Genomic DNA, 24,565 nt, shown 5'->3' with positions numbered 1-24,565 from the left:
TTTTGTCGAATACACTTAATGCAAGGAGGGACATTACATGATTATTAAAGATTATTTCATCAACCTTTCTATTTTTTCTTTATTAGTTAGCGCAGCAATATTTATTCAAGTGTTTACAATTAATTCTAGTCGATATTTCGAAAAGCTCTATGGAGGGATTATTGCAGTTACGTTAATGTTCTTTTCTTTTCCATACATGGGATTTTCTTACGATCTTCGAGTTGTTCCTCTTATTCTATCTTTTATTTACTTTGGTCGTATTGCTGGTTGGATTACGCTAATTAGCATAATATTAATGCGTATTTTTTACATTGGAGAGTATTGGGAACCTCCTGTGATTGCTTATTTATGTATGGGGATTCTATTTTCTACTTTTAAAACTTATTTTAAAAAACTACATCCTTTTAAAAGTGCATCGTTATATTTTTCTGTTTTTATTGGAATAAAGTGGTTAGTTGGCGTATTATTTAATACTACATTACTTTACACAGGAGGCCTATTATATATAGCGTTAGGACTTTTAATTGGGCTATTTCTTATGGAAGCCTACCAGAGATTGTATTATTTAACACAGGACTTATCTAAAATGAATCGAGAATTAAAAAAATCGAAGCAAGAACTTGCAGATACCGTACATGAGCTTCAAGGAGGAATTTTTAAATTTAAAAAAGTGGATAAGCACTTTATACACACTTTATGTGATGGACAGTTTTATTATCAAAACGGATTTTATTCTGAACAGGTGGTAGGAAAAAGCTTACGTACTATTGATGCTTCTATTGTTCCTCCACATTTAGTTCCACAATTGATGAAGTACTATCTTCAGGCATGGGAAGGAAAAGAAATTATATTTGAATTACCTTGGCCAAATGATAAAACTATTATTCTTATTGCGCTTAGGCCGATTAAACGAAATGGACAAGTTATTGAAGTTGTTGGTTCTACAGTTGATATAACCGAAAGAAAAAAGGTAGAATCAGAATTAAGCGCTACCAAAGAATTATTGGAATCATTTATAAAGCACAATCTAGATGCTATTACCATTTCTGATCGAGAAGGGCATATTTTACAAGCCAACAAAGCTTATGAAAAGATATTTGGGTGGTCATCACAAGAAATCATAGGTAAGAGATTACCTTGTGTACCAGATTTTTTAATGGAAGAATCACTTGAAAATATTCAGAAAATTCTAACAGGAGAATCGGTGGTTACTAGATTAGAAACTGTTAGACAACGGAGCGATGGGAGTCTTCTTGATATCAGTCTGACAGTTTCTCCTATACTAGATGTAAGAGGAAATGTGATAGCTTTATCAGCAATATGTAGAGACATCTCTGAAAGAAAACAAGCAGAAAGAGAACGGCATCAATTACACCAGCAATTAAGAGATAGTGAAATGAAGTACCGTGCACTAATCGAACAAGCAACTGATGCGGTATATGTAGTAGAGCTGAATGAAGATAATACTCCAAGTCGATTTATTGAGGTAAACCCTGTTGGGTGTAGAAGATTTGGATATAGTAGAGAAGAGTTGCTTTCATTATCATTTTCAAATATAGTACCACAAGATTCTCAAATAATCGTAAGGTTATTAGAAAAAATTAAAAAAGGACAAACTTCCTTCACTTTGCAAGATGAATATGTTTTTCCAACAGGAAAAGTAATAACAACTGAGTTTAGTGTTCGTGTTTTTAACTTAAATGGTAAAAAAGTTTTTCTAAGTATTTCTCGTGATATCACTGAACGGCTAAAAACAGAAGAATTATTACGAAAATCTGAAAAACTTGCTGTTGTAGGACAATTAGCGACTGTAATGGCTCATGAGATTAATAATCCATTAACTGCAATGAAAGGGTTCATGCAATTACTAAAATCAACGGAAAATGAGAATAATCAGGGTTATATTAATATAGTATCATCAGAGATTGAGCGTATAGAGAGCATAACAACTGAATTTATGGCGGTAGCCAAACCACAGGTAGTAAAAATGCAACCTAATAACATTAGTGTGCTAATGGATCAAGTTTTAATGCTACTACAACCTCAAGCAATGATGCATAATATAAAATTTAGAATCGATCTTAACCCTGGTATTCCATTGATTTCATGTGAAGGAAATCAATTAAAACAAGTATTTGTTAATATATTAAAAAATGCAATTGAATCTATGCCGATGGGAGGGGAAATTCTGATTCAAATAAATATACTTGATAATAATCAAGTAAGCATTCGTTTTATCGATCAAGGGTGTGGGATTCCAAAAGAACGTATACCATACCTCGGAGAACCTTTTTATAGTATTAAAGAAGAGGGGATTGGCTTAGGATTAATGATCTGTTATAAAATCATTGAAACACATCAGGGAAAGATATTTATTAAGAGTGAAATGAATAAGGGGACTACAGTTGAAGTCACTCTCCCTATTTGTACACTTCAAAATTAAGATATTCTCTTACTGAAATTTTTTAAGAAACCATACAGAATGTAATGCCAATGTTACTTAATGAAATAATAAAGAGAAGAACACTGGTAAATGTACCCTATAGAATAGACACTTGAAAAAGCCTGTTATAAAAACATCCTTTCTTTAGAACCAAAAGAAAGGATGTTTTTAATATTGTAATTTTTCTTGGAGACATTTCAAATTTTTACTTGTAATACATTTTTTAACTAATTTTGGTTAAGTTAGTTAAAAAGGCATTGTTTTTAAGGAGCATATTGACATATAAATATCCCTCATTTTTAAAATAGAAATTTCTAAAAACTATATATAGGTTCTTTTTGAAAGGAAGGGTATTATCAATTGAAACCACATGAAAAAGTACCTGTTCACTCTATAAAATCTTTGCAGGAATTAATGCAATTACTAAAAAAATCTAAAGATTTTATAACGTTGGAGATCGCTTCAAACAAATCCTCTATAGTCATTTCATATTTTAGAACCTTAATCGATGTAAATATATTTCATGAAGAGGTTTTAACTTATATAAAAGAGAAGAGCTTCGATTCATTACAAGATATTCGGTCTGTCTTACCCTTTGAAAATTCAAAAATAACAAATCAAATGGAAGATATTCAGGATAGTATTTTAAACGGCTATATACTTATTCAGTTCGATACAGATAAATTAAATGGCTTGTTAATCAATGTGGCAAAGAAAGAAAAAAGAGATATTACAAAAGCTGAAATTGAATACAATATCGTGGGTCCACAAATCGCGTTTGTTGAAGATTTAGATGTAAACTTAAATTTAGTACGTAGAAAGCTTCCAACACCTTATTTACAAATGAAGGAATTGAAAGTAGGCTCTCTATCTAACACAACCGTTGCGATTGTATATATTGAGGGAATTGTAAATGATCAAAATCTACAAGAAATTATAAAAAGGGTGAGTCTAATAAAAACAGACCACGTTTTGGATAGCACGTATTTGATGCAGTTAATTGCAGACAACCCGAATTCTATATTTCCTCAATTTTTGAATACAGAACGACCAGACCGTGTAGCAGCTGTATTGGCAGAAGGGAAAATTGCACTTTTTGTAGATGGCTCACCTTATGCAATCACTCTTCCAACAACATTAATTGACTTTTTTTCTACCACAGAAGATTACACCATGCCTTGGATTATTGCCTCTTTTTTTCGTCTATTAAGGCTTTTTGCTTTTATGTTTTCTGTCTTAACGACTCCATTATATGTTGCAATCTTAACATATCATTACGAGCTTATTCCAAAAGAACTTCTTGAAACGTTAATCATATCGAGAAGTAAAGTACCTTTTCCTCCATTAATTGAAGCGCTTTTTTTAGAAATAACGATTGAATTACTGAGAGAAGCGGGGGCACGTTTACCAACTAAAGTGGGTCTAACTGTCGGTATAGTAGGTGGTATTGTAATTGGACAGGCATCTGTAGAGGCAAGTCTTACAAGTAATGTACTTATTATTATTGTTGCACTTTCAGCTCTTAGCTCATTTACAGCACCAATATATCGAATTGGTAATACAATTCGAGTAATTCGTTTTCCTTTTATAATATCTGCACACCTGTTGGGTTTATTAGGAATTGTTTTAACAAGCTCTTTGCTTTTAGCACGTTTATTACGTACAGAATCATTAAGACGTCCTTATTTGTTTCCTTTTTATCCTACACGCCCTACAGATTGGAAAGACAGCATTATCCGTTTGCCGATCTCAGCGATGTTTCGACGTCCTATTTTTTCAAGATCTAAACAGCGTTTTCGTTTTAATCCAGAAGAGGTAGAGAAAAATAAAATTAAATCACGAAATGATTTTGATGATTGAAATTAACAGGGAGGAGCATTATGAAACAGATCCCAATTGAGTATCAAGTCTCTCCATATATGGTGTTTTTTTTAATTATTACTATACAGATGGGGGTTGGTATGCTTGGTTTTGAAAGGATTAGTGCAAAATTAGTTGGAAATGATGCGTGGATTAGCACGCTGCTTTTTGGAATATCTGTTAATCTTATGATTTGGATCATATATCAGATTTTAAATCAGGGTAATGGAGATATCATTGCAATCAATCAAGACGTACTTGGAAAATGGATTGGTGGATTGTTCAACTTCATTTTTTTATCTTATATTGTATTGTTAGGTGCAACAACACTACATACCTATATCGAAGTAGTACATGTTTGGATGTTTCCTTCCATTTCATCTTGGATTATAGCAGGGGCTTTTTTGGGTCTATGTTATTACATTGTGACTGGAGGATTTCGTGTAGTTGCTGGAATCGGCTTCTTTGGAATCGTTATCCCAAGCATTCTAATCTTCACATTTTTTTATCCTTTGCAGTATGCAGATTTCCAAAATTTATTTCCAATTGCACAGCATTCATTCCTAGAAATTATGAAAGGAATGAAAGGAAATATGTTTAGTTTTTTTGGATTTGAAATGTTATTGTTATACTACCCATTTATTAAAAAGGCAAGAACGTCTCAAAAATATGCGCACTATGCAAATTTAGTAACGACTATTGTCTACACATACCTTATGATTTTAACTCTTGCGTTTTTTAGTGAAAAACAACTAGCGAGCGCGATATGGGCATATTTAAGCATGATTAAAATTATACAATTTCCCTTTATAGAGCGGTTTGAATACATTATTGTTTCTGTTTGGGCTTTTTTTATATTACCCAATGTTTCCTTTACATTATGGGGAGTAAGTCGTGGTATAAAAGAGGCACTGGGAATAAAGCAAAAATATGTTTTGCCAGTTATCATCCTGTTCATCTTTGTTTTATCATTTTTCTTGAATAACCGTAATAAAATTAACTTATTAAATACTTGGACAGGTCAAATTGGCTTTGTATATATATATGTATACCTACCTATATTATGGCTAATTCAAACCGCCAAAATAAAGTTAAGGAGATAAACATGAAGCGATGGATACTTTTCCTTATAGTAAGTGTCTTCTTAATAGGTTGTGCTAAAACGAAAATTGTGGATGACATTGACTTAGTTCAAGTTGCGGCATATGATACCGAAGCAAAAGGTAAGCTAAAAGGAACCTTTGCGATTTCAGCTTATAAAGGAGGCGGGGAAGGTGAAACGAAAATCTATTCAGCATCAGGCCAGACTGGTAGAGAAGTTCTTGCAAGAGCATCCGAAAAATCTTCTGGACCTCTAGAGTTGGGGCAATTGCGTGTTATTATATTTAATGAAAAAATAATTGATAAGGGAATGCAGGAAATTTTAGAGACTTTGAACCGAAATCCTAGTGTAGGAAATGCAATTTATTTAGCAATTACAAATGTAAAAGGGGAATCACTATTAAAGGGGAATTATTCTGAAGAAAAAGAAATTGCTTCCTATCTATCCTCTTTACTGGAGCAAAATATGGATAATGGAACGCAGCCAAAAACAAATTTTTTTATGTTTTTAAACCAACTTAATGATGATGCGAGAGATTCATATTTACCGATAGTATCTAAAAAAGGTAATGTGTTGGAGTTAGATGGAATAGCACTTTTTAAAAGATGTAAAATGGTTGATAAAGTAAACCCTAAAGATTTATTTGTATTTAAATTGTTGACAGATAATTTTAAACAAGGTACATACCAATTCAAACTACCTGGTTCCTCAAATACTTACGCCACGATAGAGAATATAAAAGCTAGAACAAAATATAAGATGGAGGGGAATAGTAAGCATCCATTCATAAATGCTCATATTCAAGTTAAAGCTGAAATTCAAGAATTTACAAAAACAAAAAATCTAGATAATCCTAAAGAAATAAAAAAATTAGAAAAAATTATGGAAAAAGAAATAGAAAAAAAAGCAACTACATTGATAAAGAGATTTATTAAAAAAGACACAGATCCTATAGGACTTAGAAAGCTTGGTAGAACTCACGTAAGAAAATGGAACAGTCAAGAATGGGAAGAATCCTATAAACATTTACGTTTTCGTGTAACAGCTGATGTAAAAGTAACCCAATCTGGTGTTACAGAATAAATCAAATAAGATATGGAAAATTTTAACAAAAAAATATAGTCTCGCAGGAGATTAGGGAGAAGAGAAACGATTAACAAAGAATTTCATAAATAGTAAGATGCTTTGTTAATCGTTTTTATACCTGTAGCTTTATCACTTATAGTAATCATAATTATAATAAAAGAACAACGAAACAAATTCCCGATACTACATAATTATAAGAGGACAATAAAGCATCAAGATATAATGTATGTTTTGTCTGGAAAAAAAGAATTTCAGTACTTCAAGGTTAAACACTTAACTTTAAAGTAGTAAATTCGTTGCTTGTAGCACTTCAGCTAGACTGTGCCCCCGAAAGTTAGAAAGGTCGGTTTATTAAGTAGCCTCTAGGGAATGAGCCTAGTACAATACTGGATTCATTTCCTTTTATTTTTCCTTGATTCTTTCATGATTATAGTATTTTATATACTTTGCTAATTCTTGTTTAAATTCTGTTATACTTTCAAATTCTTTCGATACAGAAATAGACATACAAAAACGCCATTCTTTCTTATAAATCTACAGAAAGAATGGCGTATTCTTCAAAAGTGAGTTCCTTTATTGAAAAGTTTTAGTTCTATATGACAGATAAAAGGGCAAGTAACGCTAAAATAGCGAGAAATCCTTGTTTCATGATAATTGATTTATTGGATGTGAAACCTCCGAAAATAGCTGCTACCACTATACAAATGATGAAAAATAATTGAATCATATAACCAATGGGATTGTTTCCAAGTATAAGTCCCCGAATGAGGCCAGCTGCTAAGAATTCATTATATAAACCGTTTGCAAATTAATTGTCTAAGTATTTCTAAGTTTAAAGAGTACAGTGTCTTCGTTTTTTATTGAATCAACTTTTACATGTTGGTTCAATATTTTCTATTCTCTTGGAACTTAGTTCTCGTTTACTTCTCACAAAAGCAATAAAATCTATTATCTCTTCTGTTGACAGTGCTTCTCCATCTATTAAAAGTGTTGGATCTGGATCGTTTAGGAGTCTTGTAATATCAATTACATCTTTGTTTTGATGTGAATGTTCAATTCGGCCTAATATATAATCTACAGATGTATCAAATAAATCGGCTATTTTTGATAAAGATTGTAATGAAGGTAATCTATAACCATTTTCATACCCGGCATAGGTGCTTTTCGCAATCCCAAGTCGATCTGCTGTCTCTTGTAAGGACCATTTTTGATTTTTTCTTAATTTAGATAAACGTTCCAGCATTCGTCTCATACCCCATCTAATTTTATTAAATTAATTATAACATAGAAAAAGAATCAAGAATAGAAAAAAAGTACGCGTATTGAATACAAAATCTTGATTAATTCAAATTAAGTTCTATAATGATAAATATAAATACGCATTACGCGAACGATATATCGTTGTTTATTTTATGGAGGGGTTGTGTATGAAGAAAATTTTATTACTTGCAACTGGTGGGACAATTGCATCTGTGGAGGGGAATGAGGGGCTTGTTCCAGGATTGTCCGCTGAGGAATTATTGAATTATTTTTCGAAGTCTTCTCGAAACTTAGAAATAGATTGCAAAATCTTAATGAATATTGATAGTACCAATATGCAACCTGAGCACTGGAAAGAAATAGCTAATGCTGTTTTTAATCACTATGATGACTATGACGGGTTTGTGATTACACATGGAACGGATACGTTAGCTTATACATCTTCTGCGTTATCTTATATGCTGCAAGGTTTAAGAAAACCAGTTGTTTTAACAGGTTCACAAGTACCTATTAGTTTTAAAAAGACAGACGCAAAAAAAAATGTAGCTGATGCTCTTAGGTTTGCCTGTGAGGATGTTGGCGGTGTGTTTATTGTTTTTGATAGTAGGGTGATTATTGGGACGAGAGCAGTTAAAATGCGAACAAAAAGTTATGATGCATTTGAAAGTGTGAATTATCCATATGTTGCTGAGGTAAATGAAGATGAAGTGAAATATCATTGGAAGCCAACTTCCTCACATAGTGAACTTTCAATAAATACTAATTTATGTACGGATGTTTTTCTTATGAAATTGTATCCAGGTACAAAGCCTGAGGTATTTGATTGTTTAAAAGATTTGTATAAAGGGATTATTATTGAAAGTTTTGGAAACGGTGGATTACCTTTTGAAGGAAGGAACTTGCTTTCGAAAATTCAAGAGTTGACTGAAATGGGGATTGCTGTAGTGATTACTACTCAATGCCTGGAAGAAGGAGAAGACATACTTCTCTATGAAGTAGGACGGAAAGTGGCGCAACATCAAGTAATATTGTCTGGAGATATGAATACGGAAGCCATCATAGCAAAATTGATGTGGGCGCTTGGGAAAACTAATAAATTAGAAGAGATTAAAAAAATTATTGAAGAGCCTTTAGCCTACGATTTAACAATAAAATCTGATAAGGATTGGTAATGACTTCATATGATTTATTTAGGTTTTACATTTAATATGGGGGAGAAATTAAAATGGCAATGACAAACAAGAACGTGCGAGTGGAGAATGATTTTTTGGGAGGAAAGGAATTACCTATTGAGGCATATTACGGAATTCAGACTTTACGCGCTGTTGAAAATTTCCCGATTACAGGGTATAAAATTCATGAAAGTTTAATTAGAGCGTTCGCAATTGTAAAAAAAGCAGCAGCGCTTGCGAATACAGATGTAGGAAGATTGGAATTGAACAAGGGCGGTGCGATCGCAGAGGCTGCTCAAGAAATTCTTGATGGAAAATGGCATGATCATTTCATCGTAGATCCAATCCAAGGCGGAGCGGGTACTTCAATGAACATGAATGCAAATGAAGTCATTGCCAATCGTGCTCTTGAATTATTAGGGATGGAAAAGGGAGACTATCATTATATTAGTCCAAATAGTCATGTAAACATGGCGCAATCAACAAACGATGCATTCCCAACAGCGATTCATATCGCTACATTAAACGCATTAGAAGGTTTATTACAAACGATGGGTTATATGCACGATGTATTTGAATTAAAAGCAGAACAGTTCGATCATGTGATTAAAATGGGTCGTACACATTTACAAGACGCTGTGCCAATTCGCCTTGGACAAGAATTTAAGGCGTACTCTCGTGTACTTGAACGTGATATGAAACGAATTCAGCAATCACGTCAACACTTATATGAAGTGAACATGGGAGCAACTGCAGTTGGTACAGGCTTAAATGCAGACCCAGAATATATTGAAGCAGTTGTAAAACATTTAGCTGCAATTAGTGAACTACCACTAGTTGGTGCAGAAGACTTAGTAGATGCAACGCAAAATACAGATGCATACACAGAAGTATCTGCAGCACTGAAAGTATGTATGATGAATATGTCTAAAATTGCGAATGACCTTCGCTTAATGGCATCAGGTCCACGTGTTGGTTTAGCAGAGATTATGTTACCAGCTCGTCAACCAGGTTCATCTATTATGCCAGGGAAAGTAAACCCTGTTATGCCAGAAGTTATTAATCAAATTGCGTTCCAAGTAATAGGTAATGATCATACAATTTGCCTTGCTTCAGAAGCAGGACAATTAGAATTAAACGTGATGGAACCAGTACTTGTTTTCAACTTACTGCAATCAATTAGCATTATGAATAACGGTTTCCGTGCCTTTACAGATAATTGCTTAAAAGGAATTGAAGCGAATGAAGATCGCTTAAAAGAGTATGTTGAGAAAAGTGTAGGAATTATTACAGCCGTGAACCCTCATATCGGTTATGAAGCAGCAGCTCGCGTTGCGAAAGAAGCAATTGCAACAGGGCAATCCGTTCGAGAACTTTGTGTGAAAAATGGTGTATTGTCACAAGAAGACTTAGAGTTAATTCTAGATCCATTCGAAATGACACATCCAGGGATTGCAGGAGCAACTCTTTTAAAGAAAAATTAAAAGAAGAGGGGGGACAAGTCCCTCCTCTTTGTTTACAATATAGGGATTTTATATGTGAATAGAGGTAGGGAGATTATAAGTAAGTAACAGTGGCGTTTAATAGTTCATAGAAACAAAATTAAGAGGAGCAGCAATATAATCAACATCACTTTTAAATAAAGAGGATTTATTAAAACATCTTATCATGTTAACAACAAGTTTACATGAATCTTTATAAAAAACTATGACCAACCATGAATCAATAGTTGGCCATAATAATCTCAAAGACCCATATCTTTTAATCCAGGACTATGCTCATTTGGCATTTCAGGAAGTTCTGGTACAGGAAAACCTTTTGGCGGGTCCGTTACTGCTAATGTTCCTTTGTTTCTACTTGGTGATTCACCTTGGAATATTTCTCCCATTCTTGTTGGATCTAAGCTAAAATTAAATTGTGCGTTATGGAATCCCATGTCTACATACTTTCTGCACTCTGGGTATTTATTAATATCATAGTTCGGCACAGGGAAGAGTTTCCCCCATTCAACACCCAATGTCTCTAAAGCTTTTGCGAAAGCATTTTGATGTGCATTATCACGTACAATTAAAAATGCAAGTGTTTCTCTAAAAGTTTGATTGGAACTCATTTCATAAATTCTAGTTTTTTGAAGTACACCTGTAGATTCAAGTACTACGTTATCTAATAAATCGCTAATTAAATTCCCATGGCTATATACCCAAGATCCATTCCATGGGTTGCCAGCTGCATCAACGGGCAATGAACTTTGAGCACCTACAATAAAGTGATGAGGATTGGCATGTTTAACCGCTTCATCAAGTGGTGCTGTGTCAACACCTGCATTTCCTGGTGTAGGTTCACCAGATCCAGTTAATAGTTGATTAATTGTATGTTGTACAAGTTCTACATGGCTTATTTCTTCTAAAAAAACACCTCGAAGTAAATCACGATATTGCTTCTCTTTCCCTCTAAAATTTGAGCTTTGGAAGAAGTATTGCATCATTGTACGCATTTCGCCATAATGCCCACCTAATATTTCTTGTAAAACTTTTGCGGCAGCTGGATCTGGCTTGTCCGGCTTGATAATATTAATCAGTTCTTCTTTATAATAAAACATGAAGTACACCTCTTTTAAGTTAGTTAACATTGTTATCGTGTCCGCTATTTGGTTACTTAATACTTTAATTCATGTTTTTACCAATTATTTATTACCTCAAAATGCAAAGTTTTTGAAAATAACTATTTTAGATGTGAGATGAAAATAGGGGATAGATACTTAGCATTTAATAAAAAAAGATAAGATTACGAAATGTAATCTTATCTTTTCATTAAGAATAATGAATTGTAGCTTTAAGGCTTCAGAATGACTTTTATACAGTCGTCTTCACGATTATTAAAAATCTGATAACCATAACTCGCTTCTTCAAGGGGAATTTTGTGTGTAATAATCTCTTTTGGATCAAATTCTTTATTTGTTATTTTTTCAAATAGTTCCGGCATAAAATGAATGACAGGTGCTTGTCCCATTTTAAGATTAATATTTCTAACCCAAAATGCACCGAGTGGAAAGGCGTTATAATTGCCACCATAAACGCCGGTCATTTGAACCGTTCCATATTTTCTTACGGCTTTCGTAGCGATTTGAATAGGACCGAGAGTTCCACCTTGTAATTTTAATTTTTGTTCCAGAAATTCTAGAGGCGATTTTTTTCCATCCATCCCCACACAATCAATAACTACATCAGCACCGCCACGTGTAATTTCCTTTAAATGTTCTCCCATATCGGGGAATTTTGTAAACTCAAATACCTCAACATTGTTAATCTTTTTTGCATAATTCATCCGATAATCTAAGTAATCCACTGCAATTACACGTTTAGCACCTTGCATCCAAGCGAATTTTTGTGTCATTAATCCAACAGGTCCACAACCAAGGACGATAACAGTATCACCTGGCTTAACGCCTGCGTTTATTACACTCCAATAGGCTGTTGGTAAAACATCTGATAGAAATAGTAGGGATTCATCTTCAAGTTCGCATGATTCCGGTATAACAAATGGAGTGAAATTTCCAAAAGGAACTTTTAAATATTCTGCTTGTCCGCCCGGATGATTACCAAATTTCTCTGTATAACCAAAGTATCCACCAGAATCGTAATGAGGGTTTGAGTTATCACATTGACTTTCCATTTCATGTTGGCAATAGAAACAATGTCCACAAGAAACGTTGAATGGGATGACAACACGATCGCCTTTTTTCACTTTAGTGACATCTGGCCCGACTTCTTCAACGATTCCCATTGGTTCATGGCCGATAATGTATCCTTGAGGTAAGGGCATGTTGCCTTGATATAAATGTAAATCAGAACCGCAAATAGCGGTTGAAGTAATTTTTACAATAATATCATCTTTTTTCTCTAATTTTGCATCATCCACTTGTTTAACCTGTACTTGGTTTGGTCCTTGATAGGTTACAGCTTTCATCTCATATCTCCTTTTGGATTATGTCTCAAAACATAATTTTATTTAATCTCTTGGTGAAATAGAAATCTTTCTTTTGTTTACTGAAGGGAATTAGAAAGTATACATAGTGTTGTTATGAAAGTATGTTATATCAGTTATTCTTTCTTATATGTTTTGCCCTACTTTAAGAAAAAAATCAATTTTTATTCATAATCTAATTTCCATAAAAAGGATAATTATTATTTCATAATTTGTAGCATATTAAAAACATCGGAGGTGAAACAATATGGGAAAAAATAATAGTGGAAGTCGTAATGAAGTATTAGTTCGAGGCGCTGAACAAGCTCTTGATCAAATGAAATATGAAATTGCACAAGAGTTTGGTGTACAACTTGGTGCAGATACAACAGCTCGTTCAAACGGATCTGTTGGTGGTGAAATTACAAAACGTTTAGTAGCAATGGCAGAACAACAACTTGGTGGTAGAGCTAACCGCTAAGTAAATTGGCTTAAAATATAGCAAATATGTAAATCAATTTCTTTTGTGTATTCATAAAAATAAAAAACCTTATATTAAACAGATTCTCACTCAAAGATTATTGATAATCTTCTTTCATAATCTTTGAGTATTTAATTTGTAAACTACTTTCCTAAACAATAAACACGCAGCGTTGGAAAGGTGTTTTCCATGCATAGTAGAAAATCTTTTGCAGGAAAAAGCATACTTAAAAATTTGATTTCAATATTGAAATCAATATTTATTATGATATTTTCGAAAGGTAGGAATTTAAAAATGGGTATATTAAGTGGAAATCCTCAAAATGAACCTTTACATTACGGAGAAGTATTTGACATTTGGAGTTATCTTCTTGCTGCACAGGGTGCAATTGCAAGCCATCAAGTGTTTATGAATCACACAGGTGATGAAGATTTGAAGAAGTTTTTAGAAGGCTTAATTGAAAATGATATGAATTCGGAAATAGAAGAATTAAAAGCTCTTTTAAAGATTAATGGGGTCGCTTTACCGCCTGCTCCTCCAGAACGACCAGTTGCATCTATCGAAGACATTCCTCCTGGAGCACGTATTAATGATGTTGAAATTGCTGCAGCTGTTTCTACAGGATTAGCAGCTGGACTTGTGACATGTAGTCAAGTAATGGGAAAATGCCTTCGAGAAGATGTAGGTATGCTATTCGGACAATTTCATATGAAAAAAGCGCAGGCAGGTGTAACTCTGCTACGTTTAAGTAAGAAAAAGGGATGGGTAGTTCCACCTCCATTACATGTAAGAAATTCTGACCAAGCGTAATAAACAAAAATAAAAAAGTGGCGTTGGCCACTTTTTTATTTTTTAGGTGTATCCTCAAGCTTGGACTTATTTATTGTGGAAGAATCCATATATTCATCTGATATCTCCATAGCGTATTTATCATGGTGAATATGATTATGTTCTCTTAATTCATTGTCATTACGCAGTACTAACTTCTGCATATAAATATGGAAGAAAACTTCTATTCCGCCAATAATTAAAGCAGCTAAAAATGAAGAAAATCCAATATTACGAGTAGCATCTAAATTAGTAAACAAGGATGTTAGTAACCAAGTTCCGAAAAAGCTTAAGCCGAAATCTGCCATTGTAGCAATCATATTTCCGTATTTAGGTAAAATGAAGAGGTCTCCGATTAAATAGGCAGCTCCCGTCAGAAAAAGAGAAATTAGTAATACTCTAGGGATTGAAATGCCTTGGAAAATACCGAGTATGACTAATAATACCGCAGTTACGGCTGTATATTTAATTAATAAAGCAACAATATGTTTCATCTTTTTTCCTCCACTATTTAAAAGTATATTGAATAAAACATTCCATTAAAAACGGGTTATGCTTTTATATAGCGTAACCCGTTTTATATTGTAATGGAGGTCTATTTATGATATCCCATGGCACGTATGTTATATTTCGTTCTCCTATACACTATTATTTTGGGCTTAAAGAGCATCAATTATACCTTTGAATTCGTGGTCGTAATTACCAATTAATTAACTATATATTTTATCATGTAATTTAACATATTAAAGAAAGAAGGAGGTGAATTAACATGTCAAACAATAACAGTGGAAGCAGCAACCAATTATTAGTACGTGGCGCTGAACAAGCTCTTGATCAAATGAAATATGAAATTGCTCAAGAATTTGGAGTGCAACTTGGTGCAGATGCAACAGCTCGTGCAAACGGATCTGTTGGTGGTGAAATTACAAAACGTCTTGTATCATTAGCTGAGCAACAACTTGGCGGTGGCGTTACTCGTTAATTTTATATACGAAATGGATATAGAGGAGAGGCATGCTGTCTCTCCTTTCTCATACATTTTTTTAGTAAATAAGCTTAGTAGCGTTAGAATTTTTTTAGATTTACAACTATAACTCGAATTTATTTGTTTAAATTTTATACTCTCGAGGTTTTAAATACATAATTAATTTTTGTGAAATAAAAGATAAGAGGTTATATTTGATGCGAAAGGGGCAGAAAAAATGAAATATGAAGCGTTATTTACAGTTGAGATTTCTGTAGGAAGTGAAAGAGTAGCAAACCATAAAATAAAGGCTCATGATGTCGTTGATGTTGTTGAAAAGCTTGCTGAGAAGTATTTAAGTAATCATGAGGGACATTCTCGAAATGAATAAAGGAGAATAGTAATATGACCTGTCATGATGTTAATAATGAAACGAAAGAAAAAAAAGATTTAAAATGGTGGCAACTCTCACTTATTGGGATTGGTTGTACGATAGGGACGGGCTTTTTTTTAGGATCTAGTATAGGAATTAAAATAGGTGGTTCTTCAATTATTCTTATTCTTATTTTAACTGGATTCACTACATATATTGTATTTGAGGCATTGGCAAAAATGGCTGTAGAAGATCCACAAAAAGGATCTTTTCGCATTTATTCAAGAAAAGCTTTTGGAAATTGGGCGGGTTTTAGTCATGGGTGGACATATTGGTGTTCTGAACTGCTTATTATGGGTAGCCAGTTAAGTGCGTTAGGAATCTTTTCACGCTATTGGTTTCCTAAAATACCATTATGGATATTTGCTACTATATATGGAGTAGCGGCTATATTAATTATTTTTATAGGGGTAAAAATATTCGAACGTTTAGAGAAATGGATGGCTATTATAAAGATTGCTGCTATTATGGGGTTTATTGTAATTGCTATTTTGGTTATTTTAGGATTTATAAAGGGTGGTTTATATAAAGCACAAATTCCGCGGAATTTTAAAGATTGGTTTCCAAATGGATTAAAAGGCACATGGTCCTCTCTAATTTATGCATTTTATGCATTTGGAGGAATTGAAATTATGGGGTTAATGACAATAAGGCTTAAAGACCCTAAAGATGCAAAGAAATCAGGAAGAGTAATGTTAATGATTTTAACGATTATTTACGTAGTCTCTTTAGGGTTGGCAATTATGATGGTTCCATTAAACCAGTTTAATACGAAAGAAAGTCCTTTTGTAATAGCATTACAAGATTATAATTTGCCGTACGTGCCATTTATTTTAAATGTGGTATTAATTTTAGCGGGTTTTTCAACATTAGTTGGTTCATTATTTGCAGTGACAAGTGTATTAATGAATTTAGCTGAAGAGGGAGATGCACCTGCAATGTTTGCTAAAAAAAATAAAAAAAACATCTCTTTTCCAGCCTTAATTCTTATTATAATTGGACTTGGTGCTTCTATCCTTAGTGCTTTATTCCTACCCAAAAATATATATGAATATGTAACAACTGCAGCTGGATTAATGTTGTTATATACATGGAGTTTAATTCTTCTTTCATTTTGGAAATTAATGAATCCCAAAGGTTGGATGCAGATAAAAAGTATTATTGGTCTTATTATGATTGCATTAGCTGTTAGTGGAACATTATTGCAAAAAACAACCCGTTTCGGTTTCCTAGTGAGTTTGTTGTTTTTAGGAATAGTTATTCTTGTTACTATAATTGTTCATTTTATCTCAAGAAAAAGAAATACAGCTATATGAAGTATCTTTCTTTTCACAATAGGAATAGTATGTCAGAAATAAATAATAGAAGTTATTGAAAAATAATTTGGTAAGTTTGAAAACCAAAATATAATCCATAAATAATAAGTGATATGCCAGATACTACCGTTATAAGAGACAATATACGAGCATTCAAAATTTTACGAAACATACTAGATGTACTTGCCATCGTAATATCCCATATAAAAATACCTAAAATAATCCCTAAGCTATATAACAAAAGCTGCTCTTTATTATAAGAAGAAGCGGCTTTTGCTAATATCGAGCCGAAAATGCCAAGCCAAAATAGGATTGTTAATGGATTAGATAAAGACATAAAGAAACCAGAAAAGAAGCTTTTAATAATTGAATCGTCATTTTTAGTATTACTAATGCTAATTTGATTCGCATTTTTTAAACTTTCGATGCCTGTATAGATTAAAACAAAAGCTCCGAAAGACCATAAGAAAAGTTTTATAATATCTTTTTCAAGGAAATGAATTACCCCTAAATAAATAAGTGCCATGTAGATAACATCTGCAAGTAAGGCTCCTATGCCGAGAATCCAAGCGTGAAAAAACCCACTTCTAATACCCTTTTCTAACTGTGCAGCATTTATAGGCCCCATTGGAGCAGATAATGATAAACCCAAGAAAACATAGCTTAAAAATATCCCCACGTATAACATGCTCCTCCCACTAAATTTGATCTATATTAAATCTATTCAGTGGTTAAAGTTTGTACAACTAAATAATAAAAAGCAGAGGGGATTATTTATTTTTATGCAAGTATTTTATTATTCGAGAAAATGGACACTTTGATGGAATTGTCTCATCATCACGTAAAAAATATTGCTGCCATTCATAATTATCTTTTTGACCATAATCTTTGAGAGAAGGATGAATAGGAGCTTTATCATAAGCGGCTAGACGTTGACGTATTAAGTTTTTTAGTTTTCTACTGCGTTTCTCAGAGCTCATAATCCCCTGTAAAACCCATCTAGGGGTTAAAGCGAGCATCATACATGAAAAATGTCTACTTTGTCTATTGACATGGGCGGGTGTAGCGCAGTAAACGAAATATGATTCATTATGAAAGCAAAATTCCCAAGTGTTTTCCATAGGGTCATTTGGAATGTGTGTAGGCCATTCCATCTCGTCCAAACGGCTAGTTGTATTAAGAAGAGACCAATAAATATGTTCAAAATCTTCAACTGTAGTTTCTCGCTCTAAATCTATTGGTGTATGAATAAAAACAATAAATGAGGCGTATTGACCTGTTTCTCTAGAACATTCAGTATATTCTTTAAGTAATGCAGCAAAATCCGCACTAGTACTCATATCTCTAGGATCACCAATGAATCCGTATCTGAGGTGATTGGCTGTAAAACCGTGTTGGGCTGGTATACAAGGGAAAGGTTTATTTTTATCTGTCATTTTCAATTTGAAAGAACGAAAAGCTTCTTGTTGCCAATGTGGAAGGGTAGTAAAAATTTTTTGTAAAGAGTCTTTATCATAAAGTATAGTCATCTTTTTATCCCTCCTAAGTCATAATATATAGCCTATTAATTACTTAGAAATAGGTGACTAACACAGCAAGAATAATTGTTTTTCGTTTTATTAAAATGAAATAATTTAATGGGTACCCCCTGCAACGAGTTACTTTAATATCTAATAATGTATAAATTTAAGTAACTATAAAATTTGAAAAAATATGTAGGTACAATGTTCACATTTATATTTTCTAACTAGTATGGTTTATAACGAAATAAGAAAGGATGTATTATGATGTGGATTTTTAAAGAAGAAAAAATTAAATTTATAGATTGTAAAGGCGAAGAAGTCATTTTGAAAATCAAAATTAAGGATATAAAAAAGTAGGGAAGAGGAATTAGGTCTATTTTATTGTGATTAACATAGAAGAATGGAAAAAATGATAAATTAGGTTGAAATGAATTCATATAGTATAGGCCCTTTTTGAATTTTTTTTGCATAATGTAGAATGAATGCATATTAAGGAGGAACATCTATGTCTTATCCTAATCAATTAGCTTGGCATGAAACATTGGATTTACATGAATTAGTAGCATTCCAAGCGAATGGTTTAATTAAATTAAAAAAATCAGTTAGAAATGTACCAGATCAAGCACTTCAATCGTTATATATTAAAGCTATAAATGCTATACAAAACAATTTACAAGAGTTAGTACAGTTTTATCCATATGCTCCTGGATTTCAATCGCAACATCGTGATGACACTGGATTTTACGCTGGAGATTTGCTTGGGTTAGCAAAGACATCTGTTCGAAATTATGCAATAGCGATTACTGAAACTGCAACACCGCGACTTAGAGAAGTTTTAACCCGTCAAATAAATAGTGCTATACAATTACACGCACAGGTTTTTAATTTTATGTATGAACGTGGTTACTATCCAGCTTATGATTTAAAGCAGCTATTAAAAAATGATGTGCAGAATGTGCAAAAGGCGATACAAATGCAATATTAAAATGAAGATATGGAAATTATCTTTAGAGAAAAACTATAGTTTATATAGGTCAAACAGTTAAGACTAAATGGTAATTTCCATTGTTAATAAATTGATTAAATTCTACTAATATAAATTCATTCTAAAATATTTAAGAAATTATACAAAGTCTGTTTTAGAATACGAGCCCCCCTATTTAAGAACTTGTTAGAGAATTACTTTCTAAATAGAAATAGATGTTTGTATAATATGTGGTGATTATTGGTAAAAAAAGTTGTTATCGGGAATCTCTTGAACTAGAATTTTTAGTACAAGCTATAACGGATGTTTGTACATGTTTTAAACAGGAGAGTCATTCATTTTGAATTAACTTTGTTTAGTTTTCATTTGAAAAACAAACAAAAAATAAAAAAGTAGAAATAAAATATATAAATTCCAAACACTTGGAATTGTAGATATTCCGAAATAGATTCCTCCAGGTAATAACCAAATACTGCAAATTAAAATCAAAATATTTTCTCTTTTAACTATTGAAATGAACGCCCAAAAAGAGGGGAGTAATAACATGAAAAGAACCGTGATGAAAAAGTCTTTATTAGATAGTTGATCGCTATACGGATTAAAATATAGAAATAATAGCGAAAGTAAAAAGATACTTATAGATGAAATCAATCCTACATAAACATGTATATTGTTTTTCATAATTAAGATTCTCCCCTCAATAACAATCTACTTATAATTCTATTTTCAAAAACAAATTTTATGTAATTGTTCTATAAATAAAAAAGCAGTTAGCAAAAGCTAACTGCAGTGAGAAATTTACATCCATGAAATTAAGGAGTATAACTATCTCATGGGTTAAGTATAGTATGAACAAAAAAATTGAGCTTATACTAAAAAATTAAAAAGAGCAGTTATTGATTATGACTGCTCTTTAATGGCAAGAAATAAAGCCTGGGTAAGAAGCAGACTTTATTATATATAGTGTTTGCGAAATTTCAATTTTTATTCCAAAAGAGTAGTGCTATTCTTAGAAAATAGATATTGCCTACATTCAGTTTTTTAACAGATTAAGTTTAAAAGCTTTTAAAGGATGATTTTGCATTATACTTTGATTCATTAATATAAAAATAAACAAAGTATTTCCGCGTTTAATGCATCTTTTTATCTATATATTTTCCGTAATCAGGTACAGCAATTTTATCAAATTCTTGAACGAGTGTTTTGAGGCTTGTTGATAGCAATTCACCCGACATCGGTATCCCGTGTCCAGTAACGGCGGTTAGAGGCTTTAACTTTTCTAGCTTAAGAACTGACTCTTTAGCGGCTTTCCAGTCTGTTGTTAAATAACGAGGCGGACCGCTTATTTCCTGTTCTTGAGTTATTACTTTATATAGATACTCCTGTTTCACTGTAACAAAAGCGTCCCCAGCGATTAAAGTTCGGTCTTTTTCTCGGAATAATGAAATATGCCCTGGAGTATGTCCTGGTGTATGAATCCATCTAAACTCTGGCATATGGGGAACAGTTCCATCGGTAGGTAGCGCTTTTACGTTATTTCCTAAGTCAATTGGTTCGTTTGGGAACAGAGGAGACATTTTCGCTACCATACCACCTTCAACTGTTGGGTCTGGTTCTGGATAGCTTTGTTGTCCAGTCAGGAACGGTATCTCCATTTGATGTGCATAGACGTGAACATCCCAATGCTTGATGAGTTCAATTATTCCCCCAACATGATCAAAATGGCCGTGAGTTAAAATAATTGCTTTTGGGCGACTATTGGTACCAAATCGATCTTTAGCGATAGAGATAATTTCATTTGCACATTTAGGCATTCCAGCATCAACTAAAACAAAATCATTGGTCTCAGGATTTCCAACAAAGCATATATTGACGATTTGAATCGTGTAACAAAATAAATCACGTAATACTTCGATGCCGTGACCACTTTCAATTGAAGTTGCTGGAATAAACTTGTAATCGCTTCCGTAATTCATTTCATTGTCCAATTTTTCTCCCCCTTAATATATTTTAATACGACATTATAGTTCCCTAATCTTGAAAATTCATTTTGGCGAATTTGAGAAAAGAATTAATGTGGGATTAAAAACAATAATTTAGTCCTAGAATTAAGAGGGATTCATATCAATTTATATAAAGTGCAAACAAAAAATATTGCTTTTAAAGTCACAGATTCTACTATTTTTTGAGGCGAATTTATGGCTTAATAAAAGATTTATAAAGATATTACAATATGGATTTATATAAAAAATACATAACAAAGTTCGATAGAAATCCATTATGTCTAATGATTGCTTTTCATAATAAAAGAATGTTTAAGTTTGGTGATGTAATTGAAGTGAATTAGAGGGGAAATAGAAGTGATGATCTCTTCCTAACTTAATTATATCATGTAATTTACGTTCGAAATAGACTGTTTCTTCTCATTTACTACTGTTACAATCAAGAACACATGAATAGTAAGGAGAGGTGCCAAATGAGTTCTTTCGTTCTCGATTTTCAGGAAATAGAAAAAACGCAGCTTTTTCTCGTTGGTGGAAAAGGATTGAATTTAGGGGAGTTATCCAATATTCAAGGGATACAAGTGCCAGAAGGGTTTTGTGTTACAACGGTAGGGTATGAACAGGTCATCGGAAAAAATGGAGCGTTTCAAACTTTATTGAATCAATTAGCAATGCTAAAAATTGAGGAACGAGATCGAATTGGTGAAATTAGTAAGCAGATTAGAGAAGTCATTATGGCGGTGGAAATTCCAGTTGATGTAGTGGAATCAGTAGCTCATTATCTCTCGCACTTTGGCGATGAACATGCATATGCAGTGCGTTCGAGTGCTACTGCTGAAGATTTACCGTATGCCTCGTTTGCTGGTCAACAAGATACGTATTTAAATGTTATTGGAAAAGAAAACATTTTGCAGCATATTAAAAAATGCTGGGCTTCTTTGTTTACAGATCGGGCGGTTATATACCGAATGCAAAACGGTTTTGATCATAATCAAGTTTCTATATGTGTTGTCATTCAAAAAATGGTTTTCCCTGAGGCTTCAGGGATTTTATTTACTGCGGATCCGATTACTTCGAATAGGAAGGTGTTGTCAATCGATGCCAGCTTTGGACTTGGCGAGGCGCTAGTATCTGGATTGGTTTCTGCCGATAATTATAAGGTAAAAGAAGACGAAATCGTCGAAAAGGTCATCGCAACGAAAAAATTAGCCATCTATGGACGAAAAGAAGGCGGAACAGAGAGAAAGAAAATTGCTCCTAATCAGCAAAAATTTCAAACACTTACTGAACAACAGATTTTACAACTAGCACGCATCGGAAGACAAATCGAAGCTTATTTTGGTTGTCCGCAAGATATTGAATGGTGCTTAGTTGATGATACAATTTATATAGTCCAAAGCAGACCGATTACGACTTTATATCCAATTCCAGAAGTAAATGATGGGGAAAATCACGTGTATATATCAGTTGGTCACCAACAAATGATGACCGATGCGATGAAACCATTAGGTTTATCTTTTTTCCTGTTAACGACTAGTGCACCTATGTGTAAAGCCGGAGGAAGACTATTTGTTGATGCTACGCAAAGACTAGCTTCACCTGCTAGCAGAGATTACTTAATAAACACTTTAGGTAAATCGGATCCGCTCATACGAGATGCATTAACGACTGTAATTGAGCGAGAGAATTTTATTAAATTGTTATCGGATGATGAAAAAGAAAAGGATCTTAGTAAAAATGTGCCACCTGCAAGTTCGCAACAACAACCTGAAAACGATCCGGAAATCGTTACGAATTTAATAAAGAATAGTGAATTATCAATAGAAGAATTAAAACGAAACATGCAAACGAAATCAGGGGTGGATGTACTTGATTTTATTTTAGAAGACATTCAGCAATTAAAGAAAGTATTATTTAACTCGCAAAGTATAGCTATCATTATGGCAGGTATGAATGCTTCATCATGGATTAATGAAAAGATGGAGCAGTGGCTAGGAGAAAAAAATGCAGCAGATGTACTTTCACAATCTGTACAACATAATATTACGTCAGAAATGGGGCTAGCGTTATTGGATGTGGCAGATGTGATTCGGCCGTATCTGGAAGTCATTGCGTATTTACAGCATGTAGAAGATGACAGCTTTTTAGATGAATTAATTCAGTTTAAAGGCGGGGAAAAAGTTCGGGATGCAATCGATGCTTTTCTAAATAAATATGGAATGAGATGCAGCGGAGAAATCGACATTACGAAAACGCGCTGGAGTGAACAGCCAGCTACAATTATACCGATGATTTTAAATCATATAAGAGACTTTGAATATGGTGCTAGTAAGCGGAAGTTTGAAGAAGGGCTACAGGAAGCTTTGAAAAAAGAAAAAGAGTTGTTAGAGCGATTGCAGCACTTGCCGGATGGGGAACAAAAAGTAGAAGAGACGAAGAGAATGATTTGTAACCTCCGCAATTTCATCGGTTATCGTGAATATCCGAAATACGGCATGATTCATCGTTATTTCATATATAAGCAGGCATTACTGAAAGAAGCAGAGAAACTTGTGCAAAATAATGTTCTGGATGAAATAGAAGATATATACTATCTAACTTTTGAAGAACTTCACGAAGTCGTCCGCACAAATAAACTAGATTACAAGATTATTCATAAACAAAAAAATGCGTACAAATTATATGAAAAACTAACACCTCCGCGTGTTATCACGTCTGATGGAGAAATCATTACAGGTAAGTACAAACGCGAAAATCTCCCGGCTGAAGCAATTGTAGGTTTGCCTGTTTCTTCTGGAGTGGTTGAGGGGAGAGCACGCGTTATTTTAAACATGGAAGACGCGAATTTGGAAGATGGAGATATATTAGTTACGGCATTTACCGATCCTGGGTGGACACCTTTGTTTGTTTCTATAAAAGGGTTAGTCACTGAAGTCGGCGGGCTTATGACGCACGGAGCAGTGATTGCACGTGAGTATGGCCTGCCAGCAGTTGTTGGAGTAGAGAACGCTACGAAACTAATAAAAGACGGGCAACGAATTCGGGTACATGGAACAGAAGGATATATTGAAGTGTTGTAGTTGTATTTTAGATAAATAAAGAAATCGTCCACTAAATATAGTGGACGATTTCTTTATGATTTTAAT

The 24,565-nt window shown here is 33.3% G+C and carries 20 protein-coding genes and 3 pseudogenes; 14 read left to right on the top strand and 9 right to left on the bottom strand.

Annotated features, from left to right (window positions below; translation table 11 throughout):
• Positions 1–37 precede the first annotated feature (37 nt).
• The 5 genes and pseudogenes from M1D73_RS15645 to M1D73_RS15625 form a co-directional block, all read left to right on the top strand.
• A complete protein-coding gene (locus tag M1D73_RS15645; protein WP_059303663.1) occupies positions 38–2,443 on the top strand; it encodes a PAS domain S-box protein in 2,406 nt (801 codons plus the stop codon).
• A 360-nt stretch (positions 2,444–2,803) separates the two neighbouring features.
• Positions 2,804–4,303 carry a spore germination protein gene (locus M1D73_RS15640; protein WP_000802295.1) on the top strand — a complete coding sequence of 500 codons (1,500 nt, stop codon included), beginning with the start codon at positions 2,804–2,806 and terminating at the stop codon, positions 4,301–4,303.
• 20 nt (positions 4,304–4,323) lie between these two features.
• A complete protein-coding gene (locus M1D73_RS15635; protein ID WP_000809697.1) occupies positions 4,324–5,406 on the top strand; it encodes a GerAB/ArcD/ProY family transporter in 1,083 nt (360 codons plus the stop codon).
• Between the two features lie 2 nt (positions 5,407–5,408).
• On the top strand, positions 5,409–6,488 hold the full coding sequence (locus tag M1D73_RS15630; protein WP_121868757.1) for a Ger(x)C family spore germination protein: 1,080 nt from the start codon (positions 5,409–5,411) through the stop codon (positions 6,486–6,488).
• 147 nt (positions 6,489–6,635) lie between these two features.
• Positions 6,636–6,768: pseudogene (locus M1D73_RS15625) on the top strand (excinuclease ABC subunit C); the annotation flags it as partial.
• Between the two features lie 125 nt (positions 6,769–6,893).
• Here M1D73_RS15625 and M1D73_RS15620 read toward each other — a convergent pair.
• The 3 genes and pseudogenes from M1D73_RS15620 to ansR form a co-directional block, all read right to left on the bottom strand.
• A pseudogene (locus M1D73_RS15620) lies at positions 6,894–6,980 on the bottom strand (IS3 family transposase); the annotation flags it as partial.
• A 103-nt stretch (positions 6,981–7,083) separates the two neighbouring features.
• Positions 7,084–7,299: pseudogene (locus M1D73_RS15615) on the bottom strand (DUF1304 domain-containing protein); the annotation flags it as partial.
• 57 nt (positions 7,300–7,356) lie between these two features.
• Complete coding sequence (gene ansR / locus M1D73_RS15610) at positions 7,357–7,734, bottom strand: HTH-type transcriptional regulator AnsR (protein WP_000893569.1); 378 nt, start codon at positions 7,732–7,734, stop codon at positions 7,357–7,359.
• A gap of 184 nt (positions 7,735–7,918) precedes the next feature.
• On the opposite strand from ansR, the gene ansA reads away from it, so the two are divergent.
• Both ansA and aspA read left to right on the top strand, forming a co-directional pair.
• Positions 7,919–8,923: an asparaginase gene (gene ansA / locus M1D73_RS15605; protein ID WP_000722302.1), complete on the top strand. Its 1,005-nt coding sequence runs from the start codon at positions 7,919–7,921 to the stop codon at positions 8,921–8,923.
• A gap of 53 nt (positions 8,924–8,976) precedes the next feature.
• Positions 8,977–10,407, top strand: coding sequence for an aspartate ammonia-lyase (aspA, locus tag M1D73_RS15600; RefSeq protein ID WP_001251924.1), 1,431 nt, complete (start codon positions 8,977–8,979; stop codon positions 10,405–10,407).
• A 260-nt stretch (positions 10,408–10,667) separates the two neighbouring features.
• Here the strand turns inward: aspA and M1D73_RS15595 are convergent, their stop codons facing one another.
• The gene (locus M1D73_RS15595) at positions 10,668–11,522 is read right to left on the bottom strand and encodes a manganese catalase family protein (protein ID WP_086395652.1); all 855 of its coding nucleotides are present in this window, start codon (positions 11,520–11,522) and stop codon (positions 10,668–10,670) included.
• A 233-nt stretch (positions 11,523–11,755) separates the two neighbouring features.
• A complete protein-coding gene (locus tag M1D73_RS15590; protein ID WP_000649086.1) occupies positions 11,756–12,889 on the bottom strand; it encodes a zinc-dependent alcohol dehydrogenase in 1,134 nt (377 codons plus the stop codon).
• Positions 12,890–13,154: 265 nt separating this feature from the next.
• Here M1D73_RS15590 and sasP point away from each other — a divergent pair, with 265 nt between their 5' ends.
• A complete protein-coding gene (gene sasP, locus M1D73_RS15585) occupies positions 13,155–13,367 on the top strand; it encodes a small acid-soluble spore protein, SasP family (protein ID WP_000517671.1) in 213 nt (70 codons plus the stop codon).
• A 294-nt stretch (positions 13,368–13,661) separates the two neighbouring features.
• Positions 13,662–14,177, top strand: coding sequence for a DUF3231 family protein (locus M1D73_RS15580; RefSeq protein ID WP_001986359.1), 516 nt, complete (start codon positions 13,662–13,664; stop codon positions 14,175–14,177).
• 35 nt (positions 14,178–14,212) lie between these two features.
• Here M1D73_RS15580 and M1D73_RS15575 read toward each other — a convergent pair whose 3' ends face one another.
• A complete protein-coding gene (locus tag M1D73_RS15575) occupies positions 14,213–14,689 on the bottom strand; it encodes a YndM family protein (protein WP_121868304.1) in 477 nt (158 codons plus the stop codon).
• Positions 14,690–14,964: 275 nt separating this feature from the next.
• Here M1D73_RS15575 and M1D73_RS15570 point away from each other — a divergent pair, with 275 nt between their 5' ends.
• From M1D73_RS15570 to M1D73_RS15560, 3 genes are all read left to right on the top strand, one after another.
• Positions 14,965–15,177 carry an alpha/beta-type small acid-soluble spore protein gene (locus tag M1D73_RS15570; protein ID WP_000069660.1) on the top strand — a complete coding sequence of 71 codons (213 nt, stop codon included), beginning with the start codon at positions 14,965–14,967 and terminating at the stop codon, positions 15,175–15,177.
• 220 nt (positions 15,178–15,397) lie between these two features.
• Complete coding sequence (locus M1D73_RS15565; protein WP_006920787.1) at positions 15,398–15,550, top strand: hypothetical protein; 153 nt, start codon at positions 15,398–15,400, stop codon at positions 15,548–15,550.
• 14 nt (positions 15,551–15,564) lie between these two features.
• Positions 15,565–16,908 (top strand): amino acid permease, encoded by a 1,344-nt coding sequence (locus M1D73_RS15560; RefSeq protein ID WP_118414568.1) that lies wholly within the window; start codon positions 15,565–15,567, stop codon positions 16,906–16,908.
• A 52-nt stretch (positions 16,909–16,960) separates the two neighbouring features.
• Here the strand turns inward: M1D73_RS15560 and M1D73_RS15555 are convergent, their stop codons facing one another.
• Both M1D73_RS15555 and M1D73_RS15550 read right to left on the bottom strand, forming a co-directional pair.
• Positions 16,961–17,587, bottom strand: coding sequence for a LysE family transporter (locus M1D73_RS15555; RefSeq protein ID WP_060852530.1), 627 nt, complete (start codon positions 17,585–17,587; stop codon positions 16,961–16,963).
• Positions 17,588–17,678: 91 nt separating this feature from the next.
• On the bottom strand, positions 17,679–18,437 hold the full coding sequence (locus tag M1D73_RS15550) for a YqcI/YcgG family protein (protein WP_006920793.1): 759 nt from the start codon (positions 18,435–18,437) through the stop codon (positions 17,679–17,681).
• Between the two features lie 499 nt (positions 18,438–18,936).
• On the opposite strand from M1D73_RS15550, the gene cotF reads away from it, so the two are divergent.
• Complete coding sequence (cotF, locus tag M1D73_RS15545) at positions 18,937–19,416, top strand: spore coat protein CotF (RefSeq protein WP_060851962.1); 480 nt, start codon at positions 18,937–18,939, stop codon at positions 19,414–19,416.
• A 1,130-nt stretch (positions 19,417–20,546) separates the two neighbouring features.
• Here cotF and M1D73_RS15540 read toward each other — a convergent pair.
• Positions 20,547–21,404: an MBL fold metallo-hydrolase gene (locus M1D73_RS15540; RefSeq protein ID WP_000368288.1), complete on the bottom strand. Its 858-nt coding sequence runs from the start codon at positions 21,402–21,404 to the stop codon at positions 20,547–20,549.
• 488 nt (positions 21,405–21,892) lie between these two features.
• Here M1D73_RS15540 and ppsA point away from each other — a divergent pair, with 488 nt between their 5' ends.
• Positions 21,893–24,499, top strand: coding sequence for a phosphoenolpyruvate synthase (gene ppsA / locus M1D73_RS15535; RefSeq protein WP_000094186.1), 2,607 nt, complete (start codon positions 21,893–21,895; stop codon positions 24,497–24,499).
• Positions 24,500–24,565: the final 66 nt, after the last annotated feature.

Source organism: Bacillus sp. PK3-067, from assembly GCF_056738645.1.
This window is presented reverse-complemented; position numbering and strand designations above follow the sequence as displayed.

Excerpts from the sequence above, each read along its gene's own strand:
- M1D73_RS15645 (WP_059303663.1), top strand. The coding sequence starts at position 38 with ATGATTATTAAAGATTATTTCATCAACCTTTCTATTTTTTCTTTATTA.
- M1D73_RS15635 (WP_000809697.1), top strand. The coding sequence starts at position 4,324 with ATGAAACAGATCCCAATTGAGTATCAAGTCTCTCCATATATGGTGTTT.
- M1D73_RS15630 (WP_121868757.1), top strand. The coding sequence starts at position 5,409 with ATGAAGCGATGGATACTTTTCCTTATAGTAAGTGTCTTCTTAATAGGT.
- ansR (WP_000893569.1), bottom strand. The coding sequence starts at position 7,734 with ATGCTGGAACGTTTATCTAAATTAAGAAAAAATCAAAAATGGTCCTTA.
- ansA (WP_000722302.1), top strand. The coding sequence starts at position 7,919 with ATGAAGAAAATTTTATTACTTGCAACTGGTGGGACAATTGCATCTGTG.
- aspA (WP_001251924.1), top strand. The coding sequence starts at position 8,977 with ATGGCAATGACAAACAAGAACGTGCGAGTGGAGAATGATTTTTTGGGA.
- M1D73_RS15595 (WP_086395652.1), bottom strand. The coding sequence starts at position 11,522 with ATGTTTTATTATAAAGAAGAACTGATTAATATTATCAAGCCGGACAAG.
- M1D73_RS15590 (WP_000649086.1), bottom strand. The coding sequence starts at position 12,889 with ATGAAAGCTGTAACCTATCAAGGACCAAACCAAGTACAGGTTAAACAA.
- sasP (WP_000517671.1), top strand. The coding sequence starts at position 13,155 with ATGGGAAAAAATAATAGTGGAAGTCGTAATGAAGTATTAGTTCGAGGC.
- M1D73_RS15580 (WP_001986359.1), top strand. The coding sequence starts at position 13,662 with ATGGGTATATTAAGTGGAAATCCTCAAAATGAACCTTTACATTACGGA.
- M1D73_RS15575 (WP_121868304.1), bottom strand. The coding sequence starts at position 14,689 with ATGAAACATATTGTTGCTTTATTAATTAAATATACAGCCGTAACTGCG.
- M1D73_RS15570 (WP_000069660.1), top strand. The coding sequence starts at position 14,965 with ATGTCAAACAATAACAGTGGAAGCAGCAACCAATTATTAGTACGTGGC.
- M1D73_RS15565 (WP_006920787.1), top strand. The coding sequence starts at position 15,398 with ATGAAATATGAAGCGTTATTTACAGTTGAGATTTCTGTAGGAAGTGAA.
- M1D73_RS15560 (WP_118414568.1), top strand. The coding sequence starts at position 15,565 with ATGACCTGTCATGATGTTAATAATGAAACGAAAGAAAAAAAAGATTTA.
- M1D73_RS15550 (WP_006920793.1), bottom strand. The coding sequence starts at position 18,437 with ATGACTATACTTTATGATAAAGACTCTTTACAAAAAATTTTTACTACC.
- cotF (WP_060851962.1), top strand. The coding sequence starts at position 18,937 with ATGTCTTATCCTAATCAATTAGCTTGGCATGAAACATTGGATTTACAT.
- ppsA (WP_000094186.1), top strand. The coding sequence starts at position 21,893 with ATGAGTTCTTTCGTTCTCGATTTTCAGGAAATAGAAAAAACGCAGCTT.